Here is a 19,589-nt window from a genome sequence, read left to right as displayed (position 1 = left end):
AATAGTATCTTGGCTTTCCGGGGCGGTGTTCATGCCCCGGATTTTCTTTTTTCGGATTCATAAACCATCCATACTTATGGCTTCCGGTCTGTGGTTTCATCAAGTCAAGCGGTCCATAAAACACTGGCGCGCACGGCTGCTCTATCAAAAAGCTTTCCGCCGGGCATTCTTTCTCTCGTGGGCGCTGGCATGGCAGGAAGTCCGTCACAGCTTCCGGCAGTTCTTTACCCGGCACTCGCCCCTTTGGTCCCTGCTGCGTGTGTTGCGTTACGCTTCCCTGTCGGCGCTGCGCCCCTTCTTTGGGCGGTCGGCCCGCCTTAGCTATGCCTTTACCGGTGAAGATCGCCTGATTGAGTCGCTGCTAAAGCCCCCTTTTGGCTATCGTGGTTTTTACGTGGAAGTAGGATGCAACCACCCGGTTTTTATCTCCAACTCTTTTACTCTGTACCGTCAAGGCTGGCGCGGCATATGCATCGATGCCAACCCGCGCCTGATTCGCCTTTTTAAGTACTACCGCCCCCGCGATATTGCCGTGCATGCCTTCGTATCGAACCAAACAGGCGAAGTGGATTTCGTGGAACTAAGCAACGATGTGCTTTCTTCAGCCGATAAAACCTATATAGAGCGCATGCTCACACAAGAAATAGCACAGAACATAGAACAAGTGCACCATTTGCGCAGCCGGCGCCTTACCGATATTCTCGACGCCTGCCACTGCCCGGCACACTTCGACTTCCTTTCCATCGATGCCGAAGAGCACGACTACGACGTGCTGCTTTCTTTAGACCTTGAAAGATATCGCCCGCGACTGATAGTCATAGAAGATGAGCATTTCGACCCGCTGCAACCACAGGCCAACCGCATCGTACAGCATCTGCACGCACACGCCTACCGCCTGGCAGGCTATGTCCTCACCAACCTGTATTTCATCGATGAGCAACAAATGTAAACAGCTCGAAGGGGACACTTTGTCCTTTCCGGTAGAAGAGTCAACGAGCAGCCGGTAAGCGCTTTCCAAGCACGGAAAGGCCTGCCGCTTCAAAGTAAAAAGTAAGTTTATCTTTTGTCATGTCGAACGAAGTGAGACATCTCATCAAGCCAAGCCTTTCTTTAAAAAAGATTTCTCGCTTGCCCTCGAAATGACAAGAGAAGAAGACGAACAAAAAAGCTCAAAAAGTCATAATTTAGGTGTTAAAAAAACAATGGCTTAAAAAACAAACCATCTCTTTGTTGTCATTTCGAACCGAACGCAGTGAGGTGAGAAATCGCAAGCTCATCGAAGCAAATTTGCCTTTTGTCATGTCGAATGAAGCACAGCAAGGTGAAAAACCTTTTCAAACCAAGCCCAACACTTTCAACAAATGACCGGATGGATTTTCCAATTTCCCCAATTTTCCCTGTTTGCGTTCATAGTTCCATTTAAAAAGCGCCTTCATTTTATCTTCGCTGCTAAGCACCGCTTTCACATAATCGGGGCGCGTAATGCCCATTTCCTTCAACAGCGCATGTGCCCGCAATTGCCGCTCATCGACAAGCGCCTCCTCGGCCACGTCTTTTTTTCGCTCAATATTAAAACGCACTTTGGTGTATTTGCGCCCCTCTTTGATAAGCGTATATTGCACCATCAGCTCCGACACTTCGTTGATTTCTTGCACAGCCACCTCCAACACCTTGTCCACGAACTGGCGAACCTGCACATACTTTTCTTTCTTGCGCTTCGGATCTTTGAGCTTCAGCTTGATTTTCAACTCATCTATGGTCGTGGTGAAACTGCCCACATCTTTCCATCGCGAACAATACAAATAAAAACGCTTGGCATACTTCGAAGTAAAACGCAGTGACGCCAACAAGCGAAAAGCCGTGTAGTTCTTCTTCAGCTCATAAAGATAAGGAATCACCTTGGGCGATACCTCCAGCTCTATGATGCCTTCCCCCATTTTATACTCTGCCGTAGAAACCAAACTAAATTGAAGCAAGTTGCCGTTTTCATTGATAACCTCAAATACCCGCTCGGCAAGGCGAAAAGTAGATTCCCGGCACTGTTGATAGTTCCACTGGCGTCCGGTGAGCAGCTCTATTTCCTTTACTTTCAGCTGATAGAAATTGCGGCTTTCATCCTCGCGAATCTCGTTGAGCAAGCAAAATAAAATATCCATTTCGCAGGCTGTCATCTCATAACGCGCCTCCGTCAGGAAATTATGCTGCCGCACTTCCGTGCGTTCATTGATTTTTTCCAACTTCATATAAAACAGCCTCTTGGCTTATTCAATAGGGAAAGTAAGTCAAAAAAATACAATTTTTCAAAAACAGAAAAAAAGGCGGTGTCAAACAAACTTTGAATCCCAAAGCAAAGGCTTATAAAAAGTGTTAGTTCGCTTATAAAAAGTGTTAGTTTGACTTATAAAAAGTGTTATTTAGGCTTATAAAAAGTGTTAGTTCGCTTATAAAAAGTGTTAGTTCGCTTATAAAAAGTGTTATTTAAGCGGTTGCTTTGAAGTGCAAAGTTTCTCATTTACAAATACTTACAAGCATTTTGCAACACTGTTGCATCAAAATAAAATTCTAAAGCAGGCATCAACAACAATGCCGGCACCTCTTCCATAAAATGCTCACGCCCTTAAACAGCGTCCTTTTGCTTATGAAAAGTGTTATTTAACAAAAGTTAAAAATATCAACCATATATAATTTTAAAAAAAATAAAAAAACAAAATTTTTTGTAAAAAATACCCCTACAATATATACTCAAGTATATATCAATATTCACAATATTGTGTTGTCTTTCAATTTTGTGTCTTTTTTTTCTTTCGAAAAGGGGAAGAATCAGTCTGCGCAGCTTTGACTTTCAAAGTGAAAGTTTCGAGCACGCCATCCGCCTTTTCCAAAGGGCTTGAAAGGCAGTCTTTGTTTTGTACAATTCAGTAAAAGCAGAGGGAGTTATCAGATTTTTTTTCTAATATTGAGGAGTGTATCGAACAAGCGAAATCTTGAAATTCTATGCAGCCAAGAATTATAGCCGTGGTCAATCATAAAGGCGGTGTGGGCAAAACCACCAGCACGCTCAATTTGGGAAAAGCCCTTTCGCTCATGGGCAAACGTGTGCTATTGGTTGACATCGACCCCCAAGCCAACCTGACGCAGCATGTGGGCTTGGAGGAACCCGCCCGGAATCTTTACCATGCCATTTGTGAATCGGAACCTTTGCCTGTGGAGATACTTGACGAAGGTTTGCATATAGCGCCGGCCGATTTAGAGCTGTCTGAGGCGGAACTTCGCCTGAAAAATGATGTCAATGGTTACTTCCGCCTGAAAGAAGCCTTAGAGGGCGTTAAAAACGCTTATGACTATGTGCTCATCGATTGCCCCCCGAGTCTTTCCATTCTAACCATCAATGCACTGATAGCTGCTTCGGAGGTGTTGGTTGTCGTGCAGGCAGAATACCTTGCCACCAAAGGCTTGCAAACCATTTTGAACTTGATTGATGAGCTGCGCAAAAACCTGAATCCAAAGCTGGAGGTAGCCGGCATGTTGCTTACACAAGTGGACCACACGGTCATTCGCCGCTCTATTGTGGAGCAGGTGCGCAGCATTTACAAGGGCAAGGTTTTCGATACGGTGATCCGCAGCAATGTGGCACTGACCGAAGCCTCTGCCATGCATCAAGATATTTTCAGCTATAATCCCCACTGCTATGGCGCAGAGGATTACATGCAGCTTGCCAAAGAGGTAGAAGCAGCCACCCGTTTGGCACAAACCACTTCTTAAACCACCCAAAATAACAAGCAGAGCAGAATGAGCAAGAAAAAGAAATTTGCAGCCTTGTTGCAAACGGCGCAACAGGAGGTAGAACATACCGAAGTATATATCAAAGAGCATATCGAGATTCTGGATGAGTTGCGCGACCTCATCCGTCCTTTGAGTGATGAAGAGTATAAGCAGCTTGAGCAAAATATTTTGGAGGAAGGATGCCGCGACCCGCTGGTGGTGTGGAAAGACAGCCGGGCACAGCGCTATGTGCTTATCGACGGACACCACCGCTATGGCATTTGTCAAAGGCACAAATTGCCTTTCAAAATAGAGCTGCGTGAGTTTGAAAATATAGAAGCAGTCAAAGACTGGATGGTGAACAACCAGCTGGGCAAGCGCAACCTGACCAAGGAAGAAATGGCTTACCTGCGAGGCTATCAGTACAACCGCTTCAAACAAAAAAGCGGCAACATTGCCAATCTCAAGCAGTTTGCCGGGCAGGCAGAAGAACAACCCAAAGAAGAAGGTTCTACTGCCGAAAAGCTGGCAAATGTGTTTAAGGTGTCCGACAAGACCATCAAACGCGATGGACAGTATGCCGAAGGCTTGGACCGCCTGAGCGAAGGCATGCCCGGGCTGAAAAATAAAATACTGAAAGGCGAGCTGAAAGTGCCGGCGAAAGTATTGCGCCAAGTGCCCAAAATGAGCGAGGCCGAAGTGGCACAGCTGCGTGAAACGCTTCTGCAATCCCCCACAAAACAAGCGGGCAGTAAAAACAAACGGAAGACAAGCCCCGCCCCGAAAAAAGACAAAGTAAGCCGGCTGAAAGCCGAAGTGATGCAGCTGCTCAAGCAGGTGGAAGACGAGACACTTTTGCTGCAGGTCAAAAAGCTTTTACAAGGATAATTTTCCGAAGGGGACATTTTGTCCCTTCCGGCAAGAAAAGCATAAAATAGCATGGTTTATGCGTGAAATCTTCTTTTTTGTGGTGTTGAGCCTGTTGAGCTGGGCATGGCCCCGGAGCGTGCAGGCGCAAAGCAACGAGTGGATAGCCTTTCCCACGGTCTTTACGCCCAATGGCGACGGAAACAACGACTTTTTCAAAGCCTACGGCGAGGGCGTGCAGGATTTCCATTTGCGCATTTACAACCGTCAAGGCATGCTCTGTTATGAAACCACTTCCTGGCAGGAAGCACGCGACCGTGGATGGGATGGCAAGCTCAACGGGCAGCCTGCCCCGGCCGGTGTGTATGTATGGACGATAGAGGGCACCTTTACCGGTGGGCAAGCCCTGCAAGACCGTCAAGGCAAAAAACATGGTTCGTTTTACCTTCAACCCTGAGACTATGAAGAACACGCTACGCACTCTTTTGTTTTCTTGTCTTTGGTGGCCGGCTGTGGTCGTGTGTGGCTATGCACAGTCAATTCCTTGGAGCTTGTACGAACAAAACGGAGCGGCGCTTTCGCCGGCAGCCATTCTGCAAGGCGAAGAAGCGCTCTTTGCCTTGCAAAACCGCCGGCAATGGATGCAAATGGACAGTCCCTATCGAAGCAGCCTGTTTCGTTTGCAGTATCCTTTTTTGCGCGTGCAGGGCGACACGGCCGTGCATCATTATGCCACCCTTGGGCTGCTGTTTTTGGACGATACCCAAGGCGACCGCCTGCAGCTGAAACAAAACAGCCTGCGTTTGGCTTTTGCTTATCAATGGCACATAGGCAAACAGCGCCTGGGCATAGGCGTGGAAGCCGGCTGGCAAAGCCGCCGTTTGAGTGGTGAGCAAATCACGGCTTATGACCCACAGGGGCAACCCCTGCAAACAGAATATTTGAGTACGGCGCCGGTTTCGTCCTGGTCTGTGAATGTGGGAGCATTGTGGCGCCGCCCGGAAGAACAATCGGTGCATGACCGCTATTGGATTTCTGTCGGTGTGTATGATTTAAACCGTCCGGACATAAGCCAAAGCTCGGTGTTGGAAAGCCGGCAGGCCGTGGGCTGGCAGTTGGCTGCCGAAGCGCGTCTGTTCCCCTTGAAGCAGGCGAAAGGATTCCGGCACTCGTTTTCGCCTACTTTCTACCTGACCAAGCAGGCCGGCATGGCAGCTTATCAAGCCGGCGGCTGGTACCGTTATCATTTCTCTGAGAACAGTGGGCGTCTGTTTCGCAGCGGCAGCATAGGGCTGGGGCTGCGTTATCATCAAGCGGGGCGCACTGCTCTGCTGGTGGCAGTGAGCAGCACCACTGTCAATTTTCAGTTTGCTTATGACTACACACTGCCTTCGGCGATGCCGGGCATGGACATGCTGGGCACTACCGAGTTTTCCATTGGTTTGAAGAAAACGCTGGGCAGAGTAAAGAAACTGAATAAGTTCGACGATTTTATTATCAATGACGATTGGGGAGAGGACGACATTGAAGAGCTACCCGAGTCCCCTGAACCTTAAAAAGTGCGGAAAAAATGTTTTCAAAAGCTTGTGAATATGCCATGCGTGCGGCCGTATATATAGCCAAGTGCAGCATGGAAGGAAAACGCGTGGCGGTAAAGGAAGTGGCAGAAGCCACCGACATCCCCGAAGCTTTTGCTTCGAAAGTATTGCAGCGGCTGGCGCGTGCGGGCCTGGTGGACTCATTGCGCGGAAAAAAAGGCGGATTTAGTATGTCAGCATCTCAACAAAAGCGCTCGCTCTACGAAATAGTTACGCTTTTCGAGGGAGAGGCTTATTTTAACAGCTGCGTGTTGGGGCTGCCTGTTTGCAGCAGTCAAAACCCTTGCCCTTTGCATTATCAAGTAGTGGGCTTGCGGGATGCACTGAAAAAAAGCCTGCAGCAGACAACTATCCGCAAGGCAGCTACTGAGGTAGTCGATGCCGGCGCGCGCCTGCGTTTCTCTTCCGAGGATGACGAAAGTCATTGATTGGTGACAAAAACTTCTCTTTTTTTGTTTAAAAAAAGACAAAAATATCCTTTTATGAAAAGCGACATTCAAAACCGCGGTGACATAGAGCAGATGGTAGATAGCTTTTATGCGCAAGTGCGTGTGGACCCCTTGTTGGGAGGAATTTTCAACGGTGTGATTCGGGACCGGTGGCCGGAGCACTTGGAAAAAATGTATCGCTTTTGGGAGACGGTTTTGTTGGATAAACGCACCTACCAAGGCAGTCCTTTTCTGCCACATGCCCATATGCCCGTAGGCGAGGAGCACTTCAACCGCTGGGTGCAGCTGTTCAACGAAACCGTGGATGGTCTTTTTGAAGGACCCAAAGCCGAAGAAGCCAAATGGCGTGCCGGGCGCATGGCAATGATGTTCTGGAGCAAGATAAAATTTCACCGCGAGCATGGTTCGCAACCTTTGATGTAACGATGCAAGCATAAAAAGTCGTCCCAATCCTTTCACCTTTAAATGACAAAGCTATGATGACAGACCTGAATCAAAAGACACTGGGCGAGTTGGTCAATGAAGACCCACGGCGTGCAACGGTTTTTCAAAAGTGGGGGCTTGATTTCTGTTGTGGAGGCAAGCAATCATTGGAAACGGCCTGCACCAAAGCCGGTGTGCCGGTATCTACGGTGGTGGAAGAACTGCAGGCTTTGCAGAAAGACGAAGAAGAAACACATGACTTCAGCAAGTGGTCTGCTACAGAGCTTATTCGCTTCATTTTAGACAACCACCATGCTTTTGTGGAAGCACAAATCCCGCAAATTCGTCCTTTGCTGGCAAAGGTAGTGCAAGTACATGGGGGGCGCCATCCCGAGCTTGCCGAAGTGCAGCAAATCTGGGAAAGCATGGCTGACCATCTGGTTGTGCATATGAAGAAAGAAGAGTTGATGCTTTTCCCCTATATCCAAAAACTTGAAAAAGCAGCTGCCGAAGGAACGGTGCCCGATATGCCCCCCTTTGGTTCCGTGCGCAACCCGGTGCATGTCATGGAAGCCGAACACGAGGAGGAAGGGCAGCGGCTCAAACGTCTGCAACAGATTACCAACCATTTTAGCCCGCCGGCCGATGCCTGCAACACCTTCAAAGCGGTGTATGCCCTGCTGAACGACTTCATAAAAAACCTGCTGATGCACATCCATCTGGAAAACAACTTGCTTTTTCCGAAAGCCATTGATTTAGAGGCACAGTTAAGAGGCGAAACCGTGTAAAGCGCTTTACAGCGTGCAGCATAAAAGGAAAGCGGACCGGCAAAGTCCGCTTTTTTATTTGCTTTGGCGGGGCATTGGCCAGGGAAACAAGCAAGCCCGGTGCTTCGTACTTCAACCATCTTTTTTTGCGCTTCCTTGCCTTCTGTCTGTTGTTTTGAGCTACCCTTTATCCTTTCGTGCGTTTAATCTTACCTTTTCGACCATTTTCCCTTTGTCGTTTCGTTTTCTTCCCTTGTCACTTCGAGCGCAAGCGGGAAATGACATGCTTCGTTTCGAACCGGTGGGCTGCACCACCTTTTGTCCGGCACAGTAAATTCCGCTTGTGCCTGCTTTTTATGAAAAAACCGTAAAAAAGTTGTACAAAATTTTTATATTTTGAAATAAAACATTATAATAAGTCTGTATTTTAGAATTTAATTTCTAATCTGTCTATGCTTCTATCAAAGACGAGTACCAAGGAAAGAATATTGGAGGCGGCACTGGATTTATTCAACCGGCAAGGTTTTGCGCAAGTCAGTATGAAAGATATTGCCGAAGCGGCGGGCATGAGTCCCGGCAACCTTGCCTATCATTTCAAATCGAAGGAGAGCATCCTGCAGGCTCTTTACGAGCAGCTGGAAGAAGAACGCAGACAGCATTTATCGGCGGTGTTGCAATTGCCTACTTTCGAGCATGCCCATGAAAAAACGCAAGCCATTCTGGAGCTGACGTACCGCTTCCGCTTTTTTTATCTGAACACCCTCGACGTAGCCCACGAAAGCGAGGACGTAGCCAATGCCCTGCGTGCGCACATAGAAGCACATATTGCCTACCTGAAGGGCATGCTGGACTATGCCGTGGGCGCCGGCAACTTGCAAGCCCGCCCCGAGGGATACGACAGCCTGGCACATACGCTGTGGATGGTGCTTTTCTTTTTTCCCATGCAGCAGGCCATCCGGCGCCAAGCCGACAACTGGCAGGAGGCACGCTTGCGCATGTGGCATCTGCTGCTGCCTTATGCTACCGAAAAAGGGAAAAGTAAAATCGAAAAACTCATTCAAACCGATACGCCATGATGATGCCTGTATTGAAAAGCCGTTGGCAACCCACCGAAACCACACGGCAACATGCCGCACAAATGCAACAGCTGCTCGAGGAGTTGCAAAAACATTATGAAGCCTGCCTTTTTCAAGGTAAAGAAAAGCACATACAAAAGGCACGCAAGCAGGGCAAGCTGTTGGCTCGCGAACGCATAGAGTATGTGTTGGATGAAGGCTCGCCTTTCTTGGAGCTGTTGCCACTGGCCGGGCTGGGCGCCAAAAGCTCTTCGCCCGGGGGAACCACCGTGGGGGGCATTGGCTTGGTTTGCGGACGCTGGACCATGATTACTTCGAACGTAGGCACGGAAAAAGGCGGAGCCATTGACCTGCCTACCTTGCAGAAAAGCTTGCGGCTCAATGAGATTGCAAGAGAGAATGCACTGCCGGTGATTAATTTTGTGGAGTCGGCAGGGGCGAACCTGCCCGAGCAAGCCAAGATATTCAACTATGGCGGTGCCATCTTTCGTGAAATTACCCAACGTTCAAAAATGGGCATTCCCACCATTTCGGTGGTGATGGGAAATGCCACTGCCGGAGGGGCTTATGTGCCCGGCATGAGCGATTACACCATCTTTGTGCGCAACCAAGCCAAAGTGTTCCTGGCGGGGCCGCCTTTGGTAAAGATGGCAACCAATGAAATAGTGGATGAAGAAAGTCTGGGCGGTGCCGAGATGCATGCCACCCAATCGGGCGTTGCCGACTACCTTGCCGAGAACGAACTGGATGCCATCCGTAAGGCACGCGAATTGGTGGCGCAGCTGCGCCCGCCCCGCCCGCACTTTGTGCCGCGGCACAGCCCTAAACCGCCACGCTATCCGGCAGAAGAGATCATACAGCTGGTGCCGCCCGACCCCAAATACCCCTTCGATATGCGGGAGCTGATTGCCCGCATCGTGGACGATTCGCGCTTTTTGGAGTTCAAGCCTTTGTGGGGGCGCACCCTGGTGACCGGCTGGGCTGAAATTCACGGCTATCCGGTAGGCATTATTGCCAACAACGGCGTTTTGTTTTCCGATTCCGCCAACAAGGGGGCGCACTTCATAGAGCTGTGCAACCGCGAAGAAAAACCCATTCTTTTCTTACAGAACATCACCGGTTTCATGGTGGGCAAGCAATATGAGCAAGAAGGCATTATCAAACATGGCGCCAAGCTTATCAATGCCGTTTCGAACAGCGAGGTGCCGCATATTACGCTCATGGTGGGGGCTTCTTACGGAGCCGGCAACTACGCCATGGCGGGGCGGGCTTACCGTCCGCGCTTTCTGTTGAGCTATCCCAACAGCCGCATTGCCGTGATGGGACCCGAACAGCTGGCCGGTGTCATGGAGATTATTCAAAGACAAGCCGCTGCCAAAGCAGGCATGCCCTTCGACGAGCAGCAAGCCGCCATGCTGCGCCAACACCTGATGCAGGAAATAGAAAAGACTTCGAGCGCATGGTACAGCACCGCCCAAGCATGGGACGATGGTGTGATTGACCCGCGCCTGACCCGCGACTACCTGGGCATTTGTCTTTCGGTAGTGAACAATGCATCCATTCGCCCATCCAATACCTATGGAGTTTTCCGCATGTAACCATCCACAAGCCATGAAGCACGACATAAAAAAAATATTGATTGCCAACCGGGGCGAAATAGCCCGCCGCATCATACGCACCTGCCGCCGTATGGGCATTGCTACCGTGGCTGTTTACAGCGATGCCGACCGCCTTATGCCTTTCGTGGCAGAAGCCGACGAAGCCTATGTTTTGGGAGGGAACACCCCCGCCGAAAGTTATCTGAACATCGAAAAAATATTAAACATTGCCTTGAGCGCGGGAGTCGATGCCATCCATCCCGGCTATGGTTTTTTGTCGGAAAATGCTGCCTTTGCCCGGGCGGTGGCACAGCTGTCGCAACAGCGCGTGGAAGCGGGCGGGGCACCCCTGCTTTTCATTGGTCCGCATGCCGATGCCATCGAACAAATGGGCTCTAAGTCCAATGCCAAAGCCCTGATGGAAGCCCAAGGCGTGCCCACGGTGCCCGGCTTCCGCAAGCGTGGGGCTTCGTGCGAAGAGATGAAGCAAGCCGCCGGAACCATCGGTTATCCGGTCTTGCTGAAAGCAGCGGCAGGCGGCGGCGGCAAGGGCATGCGCATTGTGCATGCACCTGCTGCTTTTGAAGAGGCTTTCGAGGCGGCACGCCGTGAGGCGCTCAATGCCTTTGGCGACGATGAACTCTTGCTGGAAAAATATTTTGAAACCGCCCGCCATATTGAATTTCAGATTTTGGGCGACCGGCACGGGCATGTGGTGCATTTGTTCGAGCGGGAGTGCAGCATTCAGCGGCGCTATCAAAAAATCATTGAGGAATCGCCGTCACCGGTGCTGAGTGAGGAAGAGCGGCAGGCAATGGGCGCCGCAGCGGTGAAAGCAGCAAAGGCATTGAACTACGACAACGCCGGCACCGTGGAGTTTATCTACGTGGGCAAGGGCGAGTTTTATTTTCTGGAAGTAAACACCCGCCTGCAGGTAGAACACCCCGTTACCGAAGCCATCACCGGGCTGGATTTGGTAGAGTGGCAGATACGCATTGCGGCGGGCGAGCCTTTTCCTTATGCGCAAGAAACGATACAAAGGCATGGCTATGCCATCGAAGCCCGTTTGTATGCCGAAGACCCGGCAGAGGATTTCCGTCCTTCTACCGGCACCATTCACCGCTGGCAAGTGCCCTCTTTGCCTTACCTGCGTGTCGATAGCGGCATAGAGAGTGGTTGCGAAGTGTCGCCTTATTACGATTCCATGCTTGCCAAAATCATTGTGCATGCCGGCGAACGCCACGAAGCCCTGCGCCGCCTGCATTATGCCCTGGGGCAGATGTTGTGTGTGGGCGTGCGGCACAATCTGGACTTTCTGCGTGCCCTCTGCACCGATGCCGGCTTCGTGGCAGGCAACTATCATACCCGCTTTTTGGACCAAAGAAACGACCTTTTGGAAGCCGGGCGCCGCCTGCCTTTGCCCTTACTGCGTACTTGGGCAGTAGGTTTGAGCCTATGGCGGGCAACCCTTGCCTGCAGGCAACGGGCTTTGCTTCCCGCCTTGCTGCCCAATTGGCGCAACGTGCCACAACCAACCTTGCCTTATGGATGGAAGATAGGGGGGCAAATCATTACGGTAGAATACAAGCCCCTGTCGGACAGCCTTTTCTTTTGCAAGGGCGAAGGCTGGGAAGGCACCGCACGTCTGCTAAGTGCCGGTCTGGAAGAGGTGGTGTTTGAATGGGAAGGGCAGCGTGTGGCACTCATCCCCGTGGAAACCAGCCCCGAAAACCAACGCTATGTGGTGTGGCAGGCGATGCACGGAAGCGCTGAGGCTTTTTTGCTGCCCCGTTTCCCCGACCTGGAAACCGAACTGCCCGAAGGCAGCTATCAGGCAGAAATGCCCGGACAGGTGACGCGCCTGTTGGTAAAGCCCGGCGACCATGTGAAGAAAGGGCAGCCTTTGTTGGTTTTCGTGTCCATGAAAATGGAAAACCAAATCCACGCAAAAAGCGATGGCATTGTGCAAGAAGTTTATGTACAGGAAGGGGCGAGCATAGAAGCCGGTACCCGCCTCATTCATATAGAACCTGCCGGTGAAACCCAAACCGCCGAAAAAGAAGAACAACCATGAATGCTTATTTTCCCGAAATAGCCGATGACGCGCTGCAGCGCTACCGCTGGCATTTTATTGAATGCCACGAAGAAGACGACCGCCTGCAGGTGGTGCTCAACCACCCCGGGCGCCGCAATGCACTCAACCCGGTGATGCTGAATGAGCTGGCTTACGCACTGGCTTATGCGCAAAACAACCGGCAACTGCGCTTTGTGGTGCTGAGCGCCCGGGGACCGGTCTTTTGTGCCGGTGCCGACCTGAAAGCCATGATGGGGGGCATCGAGCATCAATCGACGGTGCCCGCGGCACAACGCCCTTTGGTAGTGCATGAGCTATTCGAAAGTTTTACCAAGCCCTTGATTTCTGCCATTACCGGCGATGTGCTGGCCGGCGGCCTGCTGCTGGTAGCGGCAAGTACCTTTGCAGTAGCCCACCAACAGGTGCGTTTTTCTTTGCCCGAAGTAAAGCGCGGGCTTTTTCCCTTTCAGGTGATGAAAGCCCTTGCCGGTTTTATGCCTGCCCGTCAGGCATTGAACTGGTGCCTGTTGGGCGAAGAGCGCACAGCTGCCCAACTGTTGGCTTGTGGATTGGTTACTCATGTGGTGGAGCAGCCCGAAGAGGTGTTACCCAAAGTGCAGGCGCTGGTTGCGCAATTGCGCGAAGGTGCCCCCACGGCCATGCAAGCAGGCATTGAAGTATATCACCACTTGCCCCGGCTCTCTCACGAAGAGCTGAACAGCAGGCTCATGCAGCTGTTGCAAACCGAAGATGCCCGTGAAGGCATACGGGCATTTAAGGAAAAAAGAAAACCCCAATGGAAAGGACACTAAACCCACAAAACCCCCGATAACTATGGCATCTGACAAAAAAGTAGTGATTACCGCGGCACTGACGGGCGTGCTGGCCACGCGCGACCAATGCCCCTATATTCCTTACACACCCGAAGAAATAGCCGAAGAAGGGCGCCGTGCCGTGGAAGCCGGTGCGGCTATCTTGCACATTCACGCCCGGCAAGACAACGGTGCGCCGGCCTACGACATAGAAACCTACCGGCGCATTTACGACGAAGTGCGCAAGCGTTGCCCCGACGTCATCATCAACTTCTCGACCGGTGCCATTGGCATTTCCAAAGAAGAGCGCATCCACCATATTTCGGCACTGAAACCCGACATGGCCGCACTCAACATGGGCTCGATGAACTACGCCATTTATTCGCCCAAAACCAAGCAGTTCTATCATGACTTTGTCTTTCAAAACCCATTCAAGGATATACGCTTCTTTTTGGAGCGCATGAACGAAGCCGGCACCTTGCCCGAAATGGAAGTATTCGACTGCGGGCATATCAACAATGCCATGCCTTTCATAGACATGGGCATTTTGAAACCACCCTACGTGTTCAGCTTCGTCATGGGCGTGTTGGGCGGCATTCCGGCTACCACCGAAAACCTGTTGCATCAGGCGCGCAGCGTGCCTGCCGGCTCGCATTGGCAGGTCATCGGCATTGGGCGCAAGCAGTGGGCGCTGGCTGCGGCTGCCATCACCATTGGCGGGCACATACGCGTAGGGCTGGAAGACAACTTCTATTTGCCCGAAGGCGCCATGGCAAAATCGAATGGCGAGCTGGTCGAAGCCGCTGCCAAGCTGGTGCGCACCTTGGGCCGTGAGCCGGCAACCGTTGCCGAAGCAAGGCAAATGTTGAATTTATCGCTAAAAAATGCGTAAGTTTATGTTTAACAGTGACTTACTGAAAGGAAAAATAGCCATCGTAACCGGTGGGGGCAGCGGCATAGGCTACGCCATCGCCAAACAGCTCTTGAATATGGGCGCTACCGTGTGCATCAGTGGAAGGAAGGAAGAAAAGCTGCAGGCCGCCGCCGGAAGCCTGGCCGCTTTGGGAGAAGTATGCTACAAAACCTGCGACATACGCGAGCCCGAACAAGCCAAAGCTCTGGCAGACTTTGTTGCCGGGCGTTACGCACGCCTCGATTTCCTGGTGAACAATGCCGGCGGGCAGTTTCCTGCCCCTGCCGAACAGATCAGCCCGAAGGGCTTTCAGGCAGTGGTCAACAACAACCTCAACGGCACCTGGAATATGACTTATACCATGGCAAACCGCTTCTTTATTCCACAAAAAAGCGGCAGCATTGTCAATATCATTGCCAACATATACCGCGGCTTTCCGGGCATGATGCACACGGGCGCCGCGCGTGCCGGCGTGGACAACATGACCAAAACGCTGGCTGTGGAATGGAGCCGCTACGGCATCCGTGTCAATGCCGTGGCACCCGGTATCATACAATCCACCGGCTTGGAACAATACCCCGAAAGCATCAAACAAGGCATTGCCGAAACCATACCCCTCAAGCGCTTGGGCAAGGTAGAGGAGGTAGCCTTTTTGGTGGCTTTTCTGCTTACGCCCATGGCTGCTTACATCACCGGTGAAACCATCTATATCGATGGGGGGCAGCGCTTGTGGGGCGATATGTTTAAACTCAACTAAAATAAAAAAGCCATGAAAGAGACCCTTACCACGCCCGTTGTGCAGACACTGCCCACTCAGCTGCACTATTTCCTGAAGTGGGAGAAAGAAAAACCCAATGCCGTTTTCATGCGGCAGCCTTTTGGCAAGCAATGGAAAACCATCACTTGGGCACAAGCCGGCGACGAAGCCCGGCGCATGGCGGCTGCCCTTCGTGCCATGGGCGTAGGCAAAGGCAGCCTGGTAGGCATTCTGTCGAAAAACTGCTACCACTGGATTCTCTCGGACCTGGCTATTATGATGAGCGGGGCGGTGTCGGTGCCTTTTTATGCCAACCTGGCGGCACACGACCTGCGCACCGTGCTCGAAAAGAGCGAAGTAACCCACCTGTTTGTGGGCAAGCTCGACGAAGGCTATTGGCAGAAAGTACGCGAAGCGGTACCCGCACACATTCAAATCATACACTTCCCGCACTACCCCGGCAATTCCAAAGTAGAAGACGGCAAGGCGTGGGACGAACTGCTGCACACACACGAGCCCTTGCAAGAAGTGTATGAACCCACCCGCGACGACCTTTGGACCATCCTGTTTACTTCCGGCACCACCGGTACCCCCAAAGGCGTCATGTTGAAATTTCGCTCGCCCGCCCTCTTTCTTGAAAGCGAGTTGCGCCACAACGACATAGGACTCTTTGCATTGAGCGAAGGGCGTTTCTTTTCTTACCTGCCCCTCAACCATATTGCCGAGCGCATGGCCATTGAGATGGCCTGCCTGTACTTGGGCGGAACCATCTCTTTTGCCGAATCCATCGACACTTTTCTGGAAAACCTGCAAGACACCCAACCCACCCTCTTCTTTGGTGTGCCGCGCATCTGGCAGAAATTCCGCTTGGGCATCCTGGAGCGCTTTGGCGAAAAAAAATACAACACACTCACGCGCCTGCCGCTGATAGGCAGCCTGCTCAAAAAAATCATCCGTAAAAAGCTGGGGCTTTCGAAGGTAGAACTCGCCCTGACCGGCGCCGCCCAAACCCCCGATGCCGTGAAACAATGGTTTATGGACTTGGGCGTTTTTGTGCGCGATGTGTACGGCATGACCGAGAACTGTGCCGGCTGCTGCATCATGCCGCGCGACCGCAACAAACCGGGCACCGTAGGCAAGCCCCTTACCGAAGTAGAGCTGAAAATAGACCCCGGCACCGGTGAAATACTCATGCGCGCCGAATGGCTGATGGAAGGTTATTTCAAAGAGCCCGAAAAAACCGCCGAAGTCATACGCGACGGCTGGCTGCACACCGGCGACTGCGGCGAAATAGACGAAGAAGGCTTTTTGAAAATCACCGGGCGCCTGAGCGACGCTTTCAAAACAGCCAAAGGCATGTTCATTTATCCCGGTCCGCTTGAAGAGCAGTTTGGCAAGCTGCCCTATGCCGAGCAGGTGTGCGTGGTGGGCTTGGGGCAACTCCAGCCGCTTGTGCTCATTTCTCTTTCCGAAATGGGACAAAAAGAAGAGCCGCAGGTGGTAGAACAAGCCATCCGGGAGTTGCTGGAGCGCATCAACGAGCCCCTGCCTACCCATCAAAAAATAGCCAAGGCAGTGCTTACGACCGAAGCGTGGAGTGTGGACAACAGCCTGTTGACCCCTACCTTAAAAATACGCCGCCGCCAGATAGACATCCACTACGGCGACTATTACGAGCAATGGCTTATGAAAGAAGAAACTGTTATATGGTTGTGAAATAAAAACAAAAAAAGCAATGAAAGAATATTATTTTACCGAAGAGCACGAGCTGTTTCGGGACGCTCTGAAACAGTTTTTGCAAAAGGAAGTGGTGCCTTATATAGACGAATGGGAGGCACAACAAAGAGTACCCAAAGAAATATGGAAAAAATTTGGTGAGCAGGGATTCTTAGGCTTGCACTATCCCGCGCAATACGGCGGGGCAGGCTTGGACTTCTTCTACAGCGTGGTCTTTTGCGAAGAAATCTCAAAAGTATTTTCCGGCGGCTTTGGCGTCATTCCCACCGTCACGCAATACATGTCTTCCACCTACGTTTACAAATTTGGTTCGGAAGCGCTCAAACAAAAATACTTGGTGCCGGTCATCAAGGGCGAAATGATTTCAGCCATCGGCATTACCGAACCCGGCGCCGGTTCCGACGTGGCAAACATACAAACCCGTGCCGTGCGTCAAGGCGACCACTACATCATCAACGGGCAGAAGACCTTCATTTCCAACGGCATTTATGGCGACTACATTGTGCTGGTGGTGAAGACCAATCCCGAAGCCGGTATCAATGGTTTTTCGCTGATAGTGGTGGACCTCGACAGCCCCGGCATCACCAAAAACAAACTCAACAAACTGGGCTGGCATGCCTCCGACACCGCCGAACTCTTTTTTGAAGATGTGAAGGTGCCGGCAGAAAACCTCATCGGTGAAGAAGGCAAGGGCTTCTATTACCTTATGGACGGCCTGCAGCTGGAGCGCCTGGTGGGCGCCATCGGCGCCGTGGCAGGCACCGAAGCCCTCATCGATTACACCCTCAAATACATGAGCGAGCGCCAAGCCTTCGGGCGCCCCATCAACAAATTTCAGGTATTGCGCCACCGCATGGCACAACTGCATGCCGAAACCGAAGTCATCAAACAGTATGTTTACTACTGCAGCCGCCTGCAAAACGAAGGCAAGTATGCGGTGAAGGAGTGTAGCATTGCCAAGCTGCAAGCCACCGAGCTGGCAAACAAAGCCGCTTATGAGTGCCTGCAGATGTTTGGCGGCTATGGCTACATAGAAGACTACAAAGTGGCACGCGTGTACCGCGACGTGCGCATCCTTACCATTGGCGGGGGCACCTCGGAAATCATGCGCGAGATACTTGCCAAAATACTTATCGACGATAAAAAATACGAAAACCCCAAGCCTCAAACCGCCCGCGAAGCCGCCGCCGCTTCGGTATTGGACGAAGTGATGCATGCCATCCGGCAACGTGCCGCACAAGGCTCTTTGGGCACAAGCCTGAAGTTCGACTTCGGCAGCAAAAAACTGCTGATTGACGGCACCGGCGGCACCAACACGGTGAGCGAAGAAGACCGCGAAGCCGCCTGCACCATATTCATCAGCCCCGAAGACATGCAAGCCCTGCTCAAAGGCGAGCTGAACCCCATGAATGCCTTCATGGCAGGCAAGATAAAAGTGCAAGGCGACATGAGTGTAGCCATGAAACTGCAAAGCCTTTTGGGCTAAGCGGGCAGAATATGCGGCTGCAGCCGCCCGGTCCAAATGGTTACGGCTGCCCCTTGGAGTATCACCTGTTCACCAAGCAGTTCCGTCTCTACGATGCCCCCACGCTTCGATGCCTGGAAGGCTCGTAGAGACGTTTTTTGCAGGCGGGCTGCCCACAGGGGCGCCAATGCACAGTGCGCCGAGCCCGTGACCGGATCTTCCGCCACCCCGCAATTGGGACCGAAAAAGCGCGACACAAAATCAAAAGGGGGCTGCCCGGCCGCCGTAACAATGACCCCGCGGTAGGGAAAAGCGGCAAGCGCTTCGAGCCGGGGCGTACAGCTGCGCACCGCTGCTTCGTCTTCGAGCTCAACCACCAAATCGAAAGTGCTGCGAAAACAAGCCTTCACGCTTGCATTGAGTGCCTGCGTCAAGCCTTCGGGCACGTCTATGGCTTCGCATGGCAAAGCCGGAAACAGCATCGCGTAACCGTCTCGTTGCTTTTTCACAGTAAGCAAACCACTTTGTGTTTCAAAGTTTACTTCTTCCCTTGCTGCTTCCGTTTCTATTTCCGAGAGCAGCACGTGGGCTGTGGCAAGTGTGGCATGCCCGCAGAGAGCCACTTCGGTGGTGGGCGTAAACCAGCGCAGGGCATAGTGCCCGCCGGCTAAAGGATGCACAAAAGCCGTTTCCGAAAGGTTCATTTCGGCGGCTATGGCTTGCATAAGCGAAGTGGGGAAGGGCGCAGCTGTCAGGCACACTGCCGCCGGATTGCCCCCAAAAGGCCGATGTGTGAAGGCATTGACTTGGAAAAGAAGTGCTTCCATTGCGTGTTTTTGGGCAAAAGATACGCACGTGCCGGCTTTTGTGCCAGTGTTGCTGCCGGTCTTTGCGGCCGGATGTATTGACTTTTTCAAAAAAATTAAAAAAAGATTTGATCTTATGAAAAAAATAATTAAAATGCCTTCACTTTGCAAGTGGCTTTCCGCATGGGCGGCAGCCAAAGAAACATGACAGCTGTGCGCTGACATTTTGGACGAACGGCTGTTTTTACACGACGAATGCCTGCGCATTTTTCGACCCGCCCGACGAACGGAAGCCCGGCAAAGCACGATCTTTGACATATTGTTTGGTGAATTTTTGATTTTCTTTAAGAAAATTCTGTTTAAAATTCCAGTCACATTGGAAAAATTGCCACTTTGTGCAATTTTGAATACATAAAACACTGAAAATAAGCGACTTATATAGCTATCTCACACAGCGCATCTACCATTAAAAGAAGGATTGCGAC

The 19,589-nt window shown here is 51.6% G+C and carries 18 protein-coding genes; 16 read left to right on the top strand and 2 right to left on the bottom strand.

The annotated features are described in order from the left end of the window. Positions 1-76 precede the first annotated feature (76 nt). Entirely contained in the window at positions 77-949 is an 873-nt protein-coding gene (locus K384_RS09665) for an FkbM family methyltransferase (protein WP_051633300.1), read from the top strand. A gap of 385 nt (positions 950-1,334) precedes the next feature. Here K384_RS09665 and K384_RS09660 read toward each other — a convergent pair whose 3' ends face one another. Continuing rightward, positions 1,335-2,243, bottom strand: a complete 909-nt coding sequence (locus K384_RS09660) for a replication initiation protein (protein WP_038031823.1) — start codon at positions 2,241-2,243, stop codon at positions 1,335-1,337. A 751-nt stretch (positions 2,244-2,994) separates the two neighbouring features. Here K384_RS09660 and K384_RS09655 point away from each other — a divergent pair. The 15 genes from K384_RS09655 to K384_RS09585 all read left to right on the top strand — a co-directional run bounded on the left by K384_RS09655 (position 2,995) and on the right by K384_RS09585 (position 18,319). Next, positions 2,995-3,762: a ParA family protein gene (locus tag K384_RS09655; protein WP_038031821.1), complete on the top strand. Its 768-nt coding sequence runs from the start codon at positions 2,995-2,997 to the stop codon at positions 3,760-3,762. 27 nt (positions 3,763-3,789) lie between these two features. After that, positions 3,790-4,650 carry a ParB N-terminal domain-containing protein gene (locus tag K384_RS09650; protein WP_051633299.1) on the top strand — a complete coding sequence of 287 codons (861 nt, stop codon included), beginning with the start codon at positions 3,790-3,792 and terminating at the stop codon, positions 4,648-4,650. Between the two features lie 58 nt (positions 4,651-4,708). Then, positions 4,709-5,086 carry a T9SS type B sorting domain-containing protein gene (locus tag K384_RS09645; protein WP_051633298.1) on the top strand — a complete coding sequence of 126 codons (378 nt, stop codon included), beginning with the start codon at positions 4,709-4,711 and terminating at the stop codon, positions 5,084-5,086. 4 nt (positions 5,087-5,090) lie between these two features. Then, positions 5,091-6,185: a PorP/SprF family type IX secretion system membrane protein gene (locus K384_RS09640; protein WP_038031818.1), complete on the top strand. Its 1,095-nt coding sequence runs from the start codon at positions 5,091-5,093 to the stop codon at positions 6,183-6,185. A gap of 14 nt (positions 6,186-6,199) precedes the next feature. Continuing rightward, positions 6,200-6,655 (top strand): RrF2 family transcriptional regulator, encoded by a 456-nt coding sequence (locus tag K384_RS09635; RefSeq protein WP_071837487.1) that lies wholly within the window; start codon positions 6,200-6,202, stop codon positions 6,653-6,655. A gap of 54 nt (positions 6,656-6,709) precedes the next feature. After that, positions 6,710-7,099, top strand: coding sequence for a group III truncated hemoglobin (locus tag K384_RS09630; RefSeq protein WP_038031886.1), 390 nt, complete (start codon positions 6,710-6,712; stop codon positions 7,097-7,099). A gap of 53 nt (positions 7,100-7,152) precedes the next feature. Continuing rightward, entirely contained in the window at positions 7,153-7,887 is a 735-nt protein-coding gene (gene ric, locus K384_RS09625; RefSeq protein ID WP_084147192.1) for an iron-sulfur cluster repair di-iron protein, read from the top strand. 431 nt (positions 7,888-8,318) lie between these two features. Beyond that, positions 8,319-8,942: a TetR/AcrR family transcriptional regulator gene (locus K384_RS13445; protein ID WP_071837486.1), complete on the top strand. Its 624-nt coding sequence runs from the start codon at positions 8,319-8,321 to the stop codon at positions 8,940-8,942. Next, positions 8,939-10,540 (top strand): acyl-CoA carboxylase subunit beta, encoded by a 1,602-nt coding sequence (locus K384_RS09615; protein ID WP_071837485.1) that lies wholly within the window; start codon positions 8,939-8,941, stop codon positions 10,538-10,540. Before K384_RS13445 ends, K384_RS09615 begins: the two co-directional genes overlap by 4 nt. Positions 10,541-10,553: 13 nt before the next feature. Continuing rightward, positions 10,554-12,614, top strand: a complete 2,061-nt coding sequence (locus tag K384_RS09610) for an acetyl/propionyl/methylcrotonyl-CoA carboxylase subunit alpha (RefSeq protein ID WP_051633295.1) — start codon at positions 10,554-10,556, stop codon at positions 12,612-12,614. Further along, on the top strand, positions 12,611-13,426 hold the full coding sequence (locus K384_RS09605; RefSeq protein WP_038031816.1) for an enoyl-CoA hydratase-related protein: 816 nt from the start codon (positions 12,611-12,613) through the stop codon (positions 13,424-13,426). The genes K384_RS09610 and K384_RS09605 overlap by 4 nt, the downstream gene beginning before the upstream one ends. Positions 13,427-13,448: 22 nt before the next feature. Continuing rightward, a complete protein-coding gene (locus tag K384_RS09600; RefSeq protein WP_038031814.1) occupies positions 13,449-14,318 on the top strand; it encodes a BKACE family enzyme in 870 nt (289 codons plus the stop codon). Between the two features lie 4 nt (positions 14,319-14,322). Continuing rightward, on the top strand, positions 14,323-15,096 hold the full coding sequence (locus K384_RS09595) for an SDR family oxidoreductase (RefSeq protein ID WP_038031812.1): 774 nt from the start codon (positions 14,323-14,325) through the stop codon (positions 15,094-15,096). 12 nt (positions 15,097-15,108) lie between these two features. Further along, positions 15,109-16,812 (top strand): AMP-binding protein, encoded by a 1,704-nt coding sequence (locus tag K384_RS09590; RefSeq protein WP_038031809.1) that lies wholly within the window; start codon positions 15,109-15,111, stop codon positions 16,810-16,812. A gap of 19 nt (positions 16,813-16,831) precedes the next feature. After that, a complete protein-coding gene (locus tag K384_RS09585) occupies positions 16,832-18,319 on the top strand; it encodes an acyl-CoA dehydrogenase family protein (RefSeq protein WP_038031805.1) in 1,488 nt (495 codons plus the stop codon). On the opposite strand, the gene K384_RS09580 is transcribed toward K384_RS09585, so the two are convergent. After that, complete coding sequence (locus K384_RS09580) at positions 18,316-19,125, bottom strand: PhzF family phenazine biosynthesis protein (RefSeq protein WP_038031880.1); 810 nt, start codon at positions 19,123-19,125, stop codon at positions 18,316-18,318. The genes K384_RS09585 and K384_RS09580 overlap by 4 nt on opposite strands. Between the last annotated feature and the right edge of the window lie 464 nt (positions 19,126-19,589).

The organism is Thermonema rossianum DSM 10300 (assembly GCF_000426825.1).
In the GTDB taxonomy this organism is placed as follows: domain Bacteria; phylum Bacteroidota; class Bacteroidia; order Cytophagales; family Thermonemataceae; genus Thermonema; species Thermonema rossianum.
This window is presented reverse-complemented; position numbering and strand designations above follow the sequence as displayed.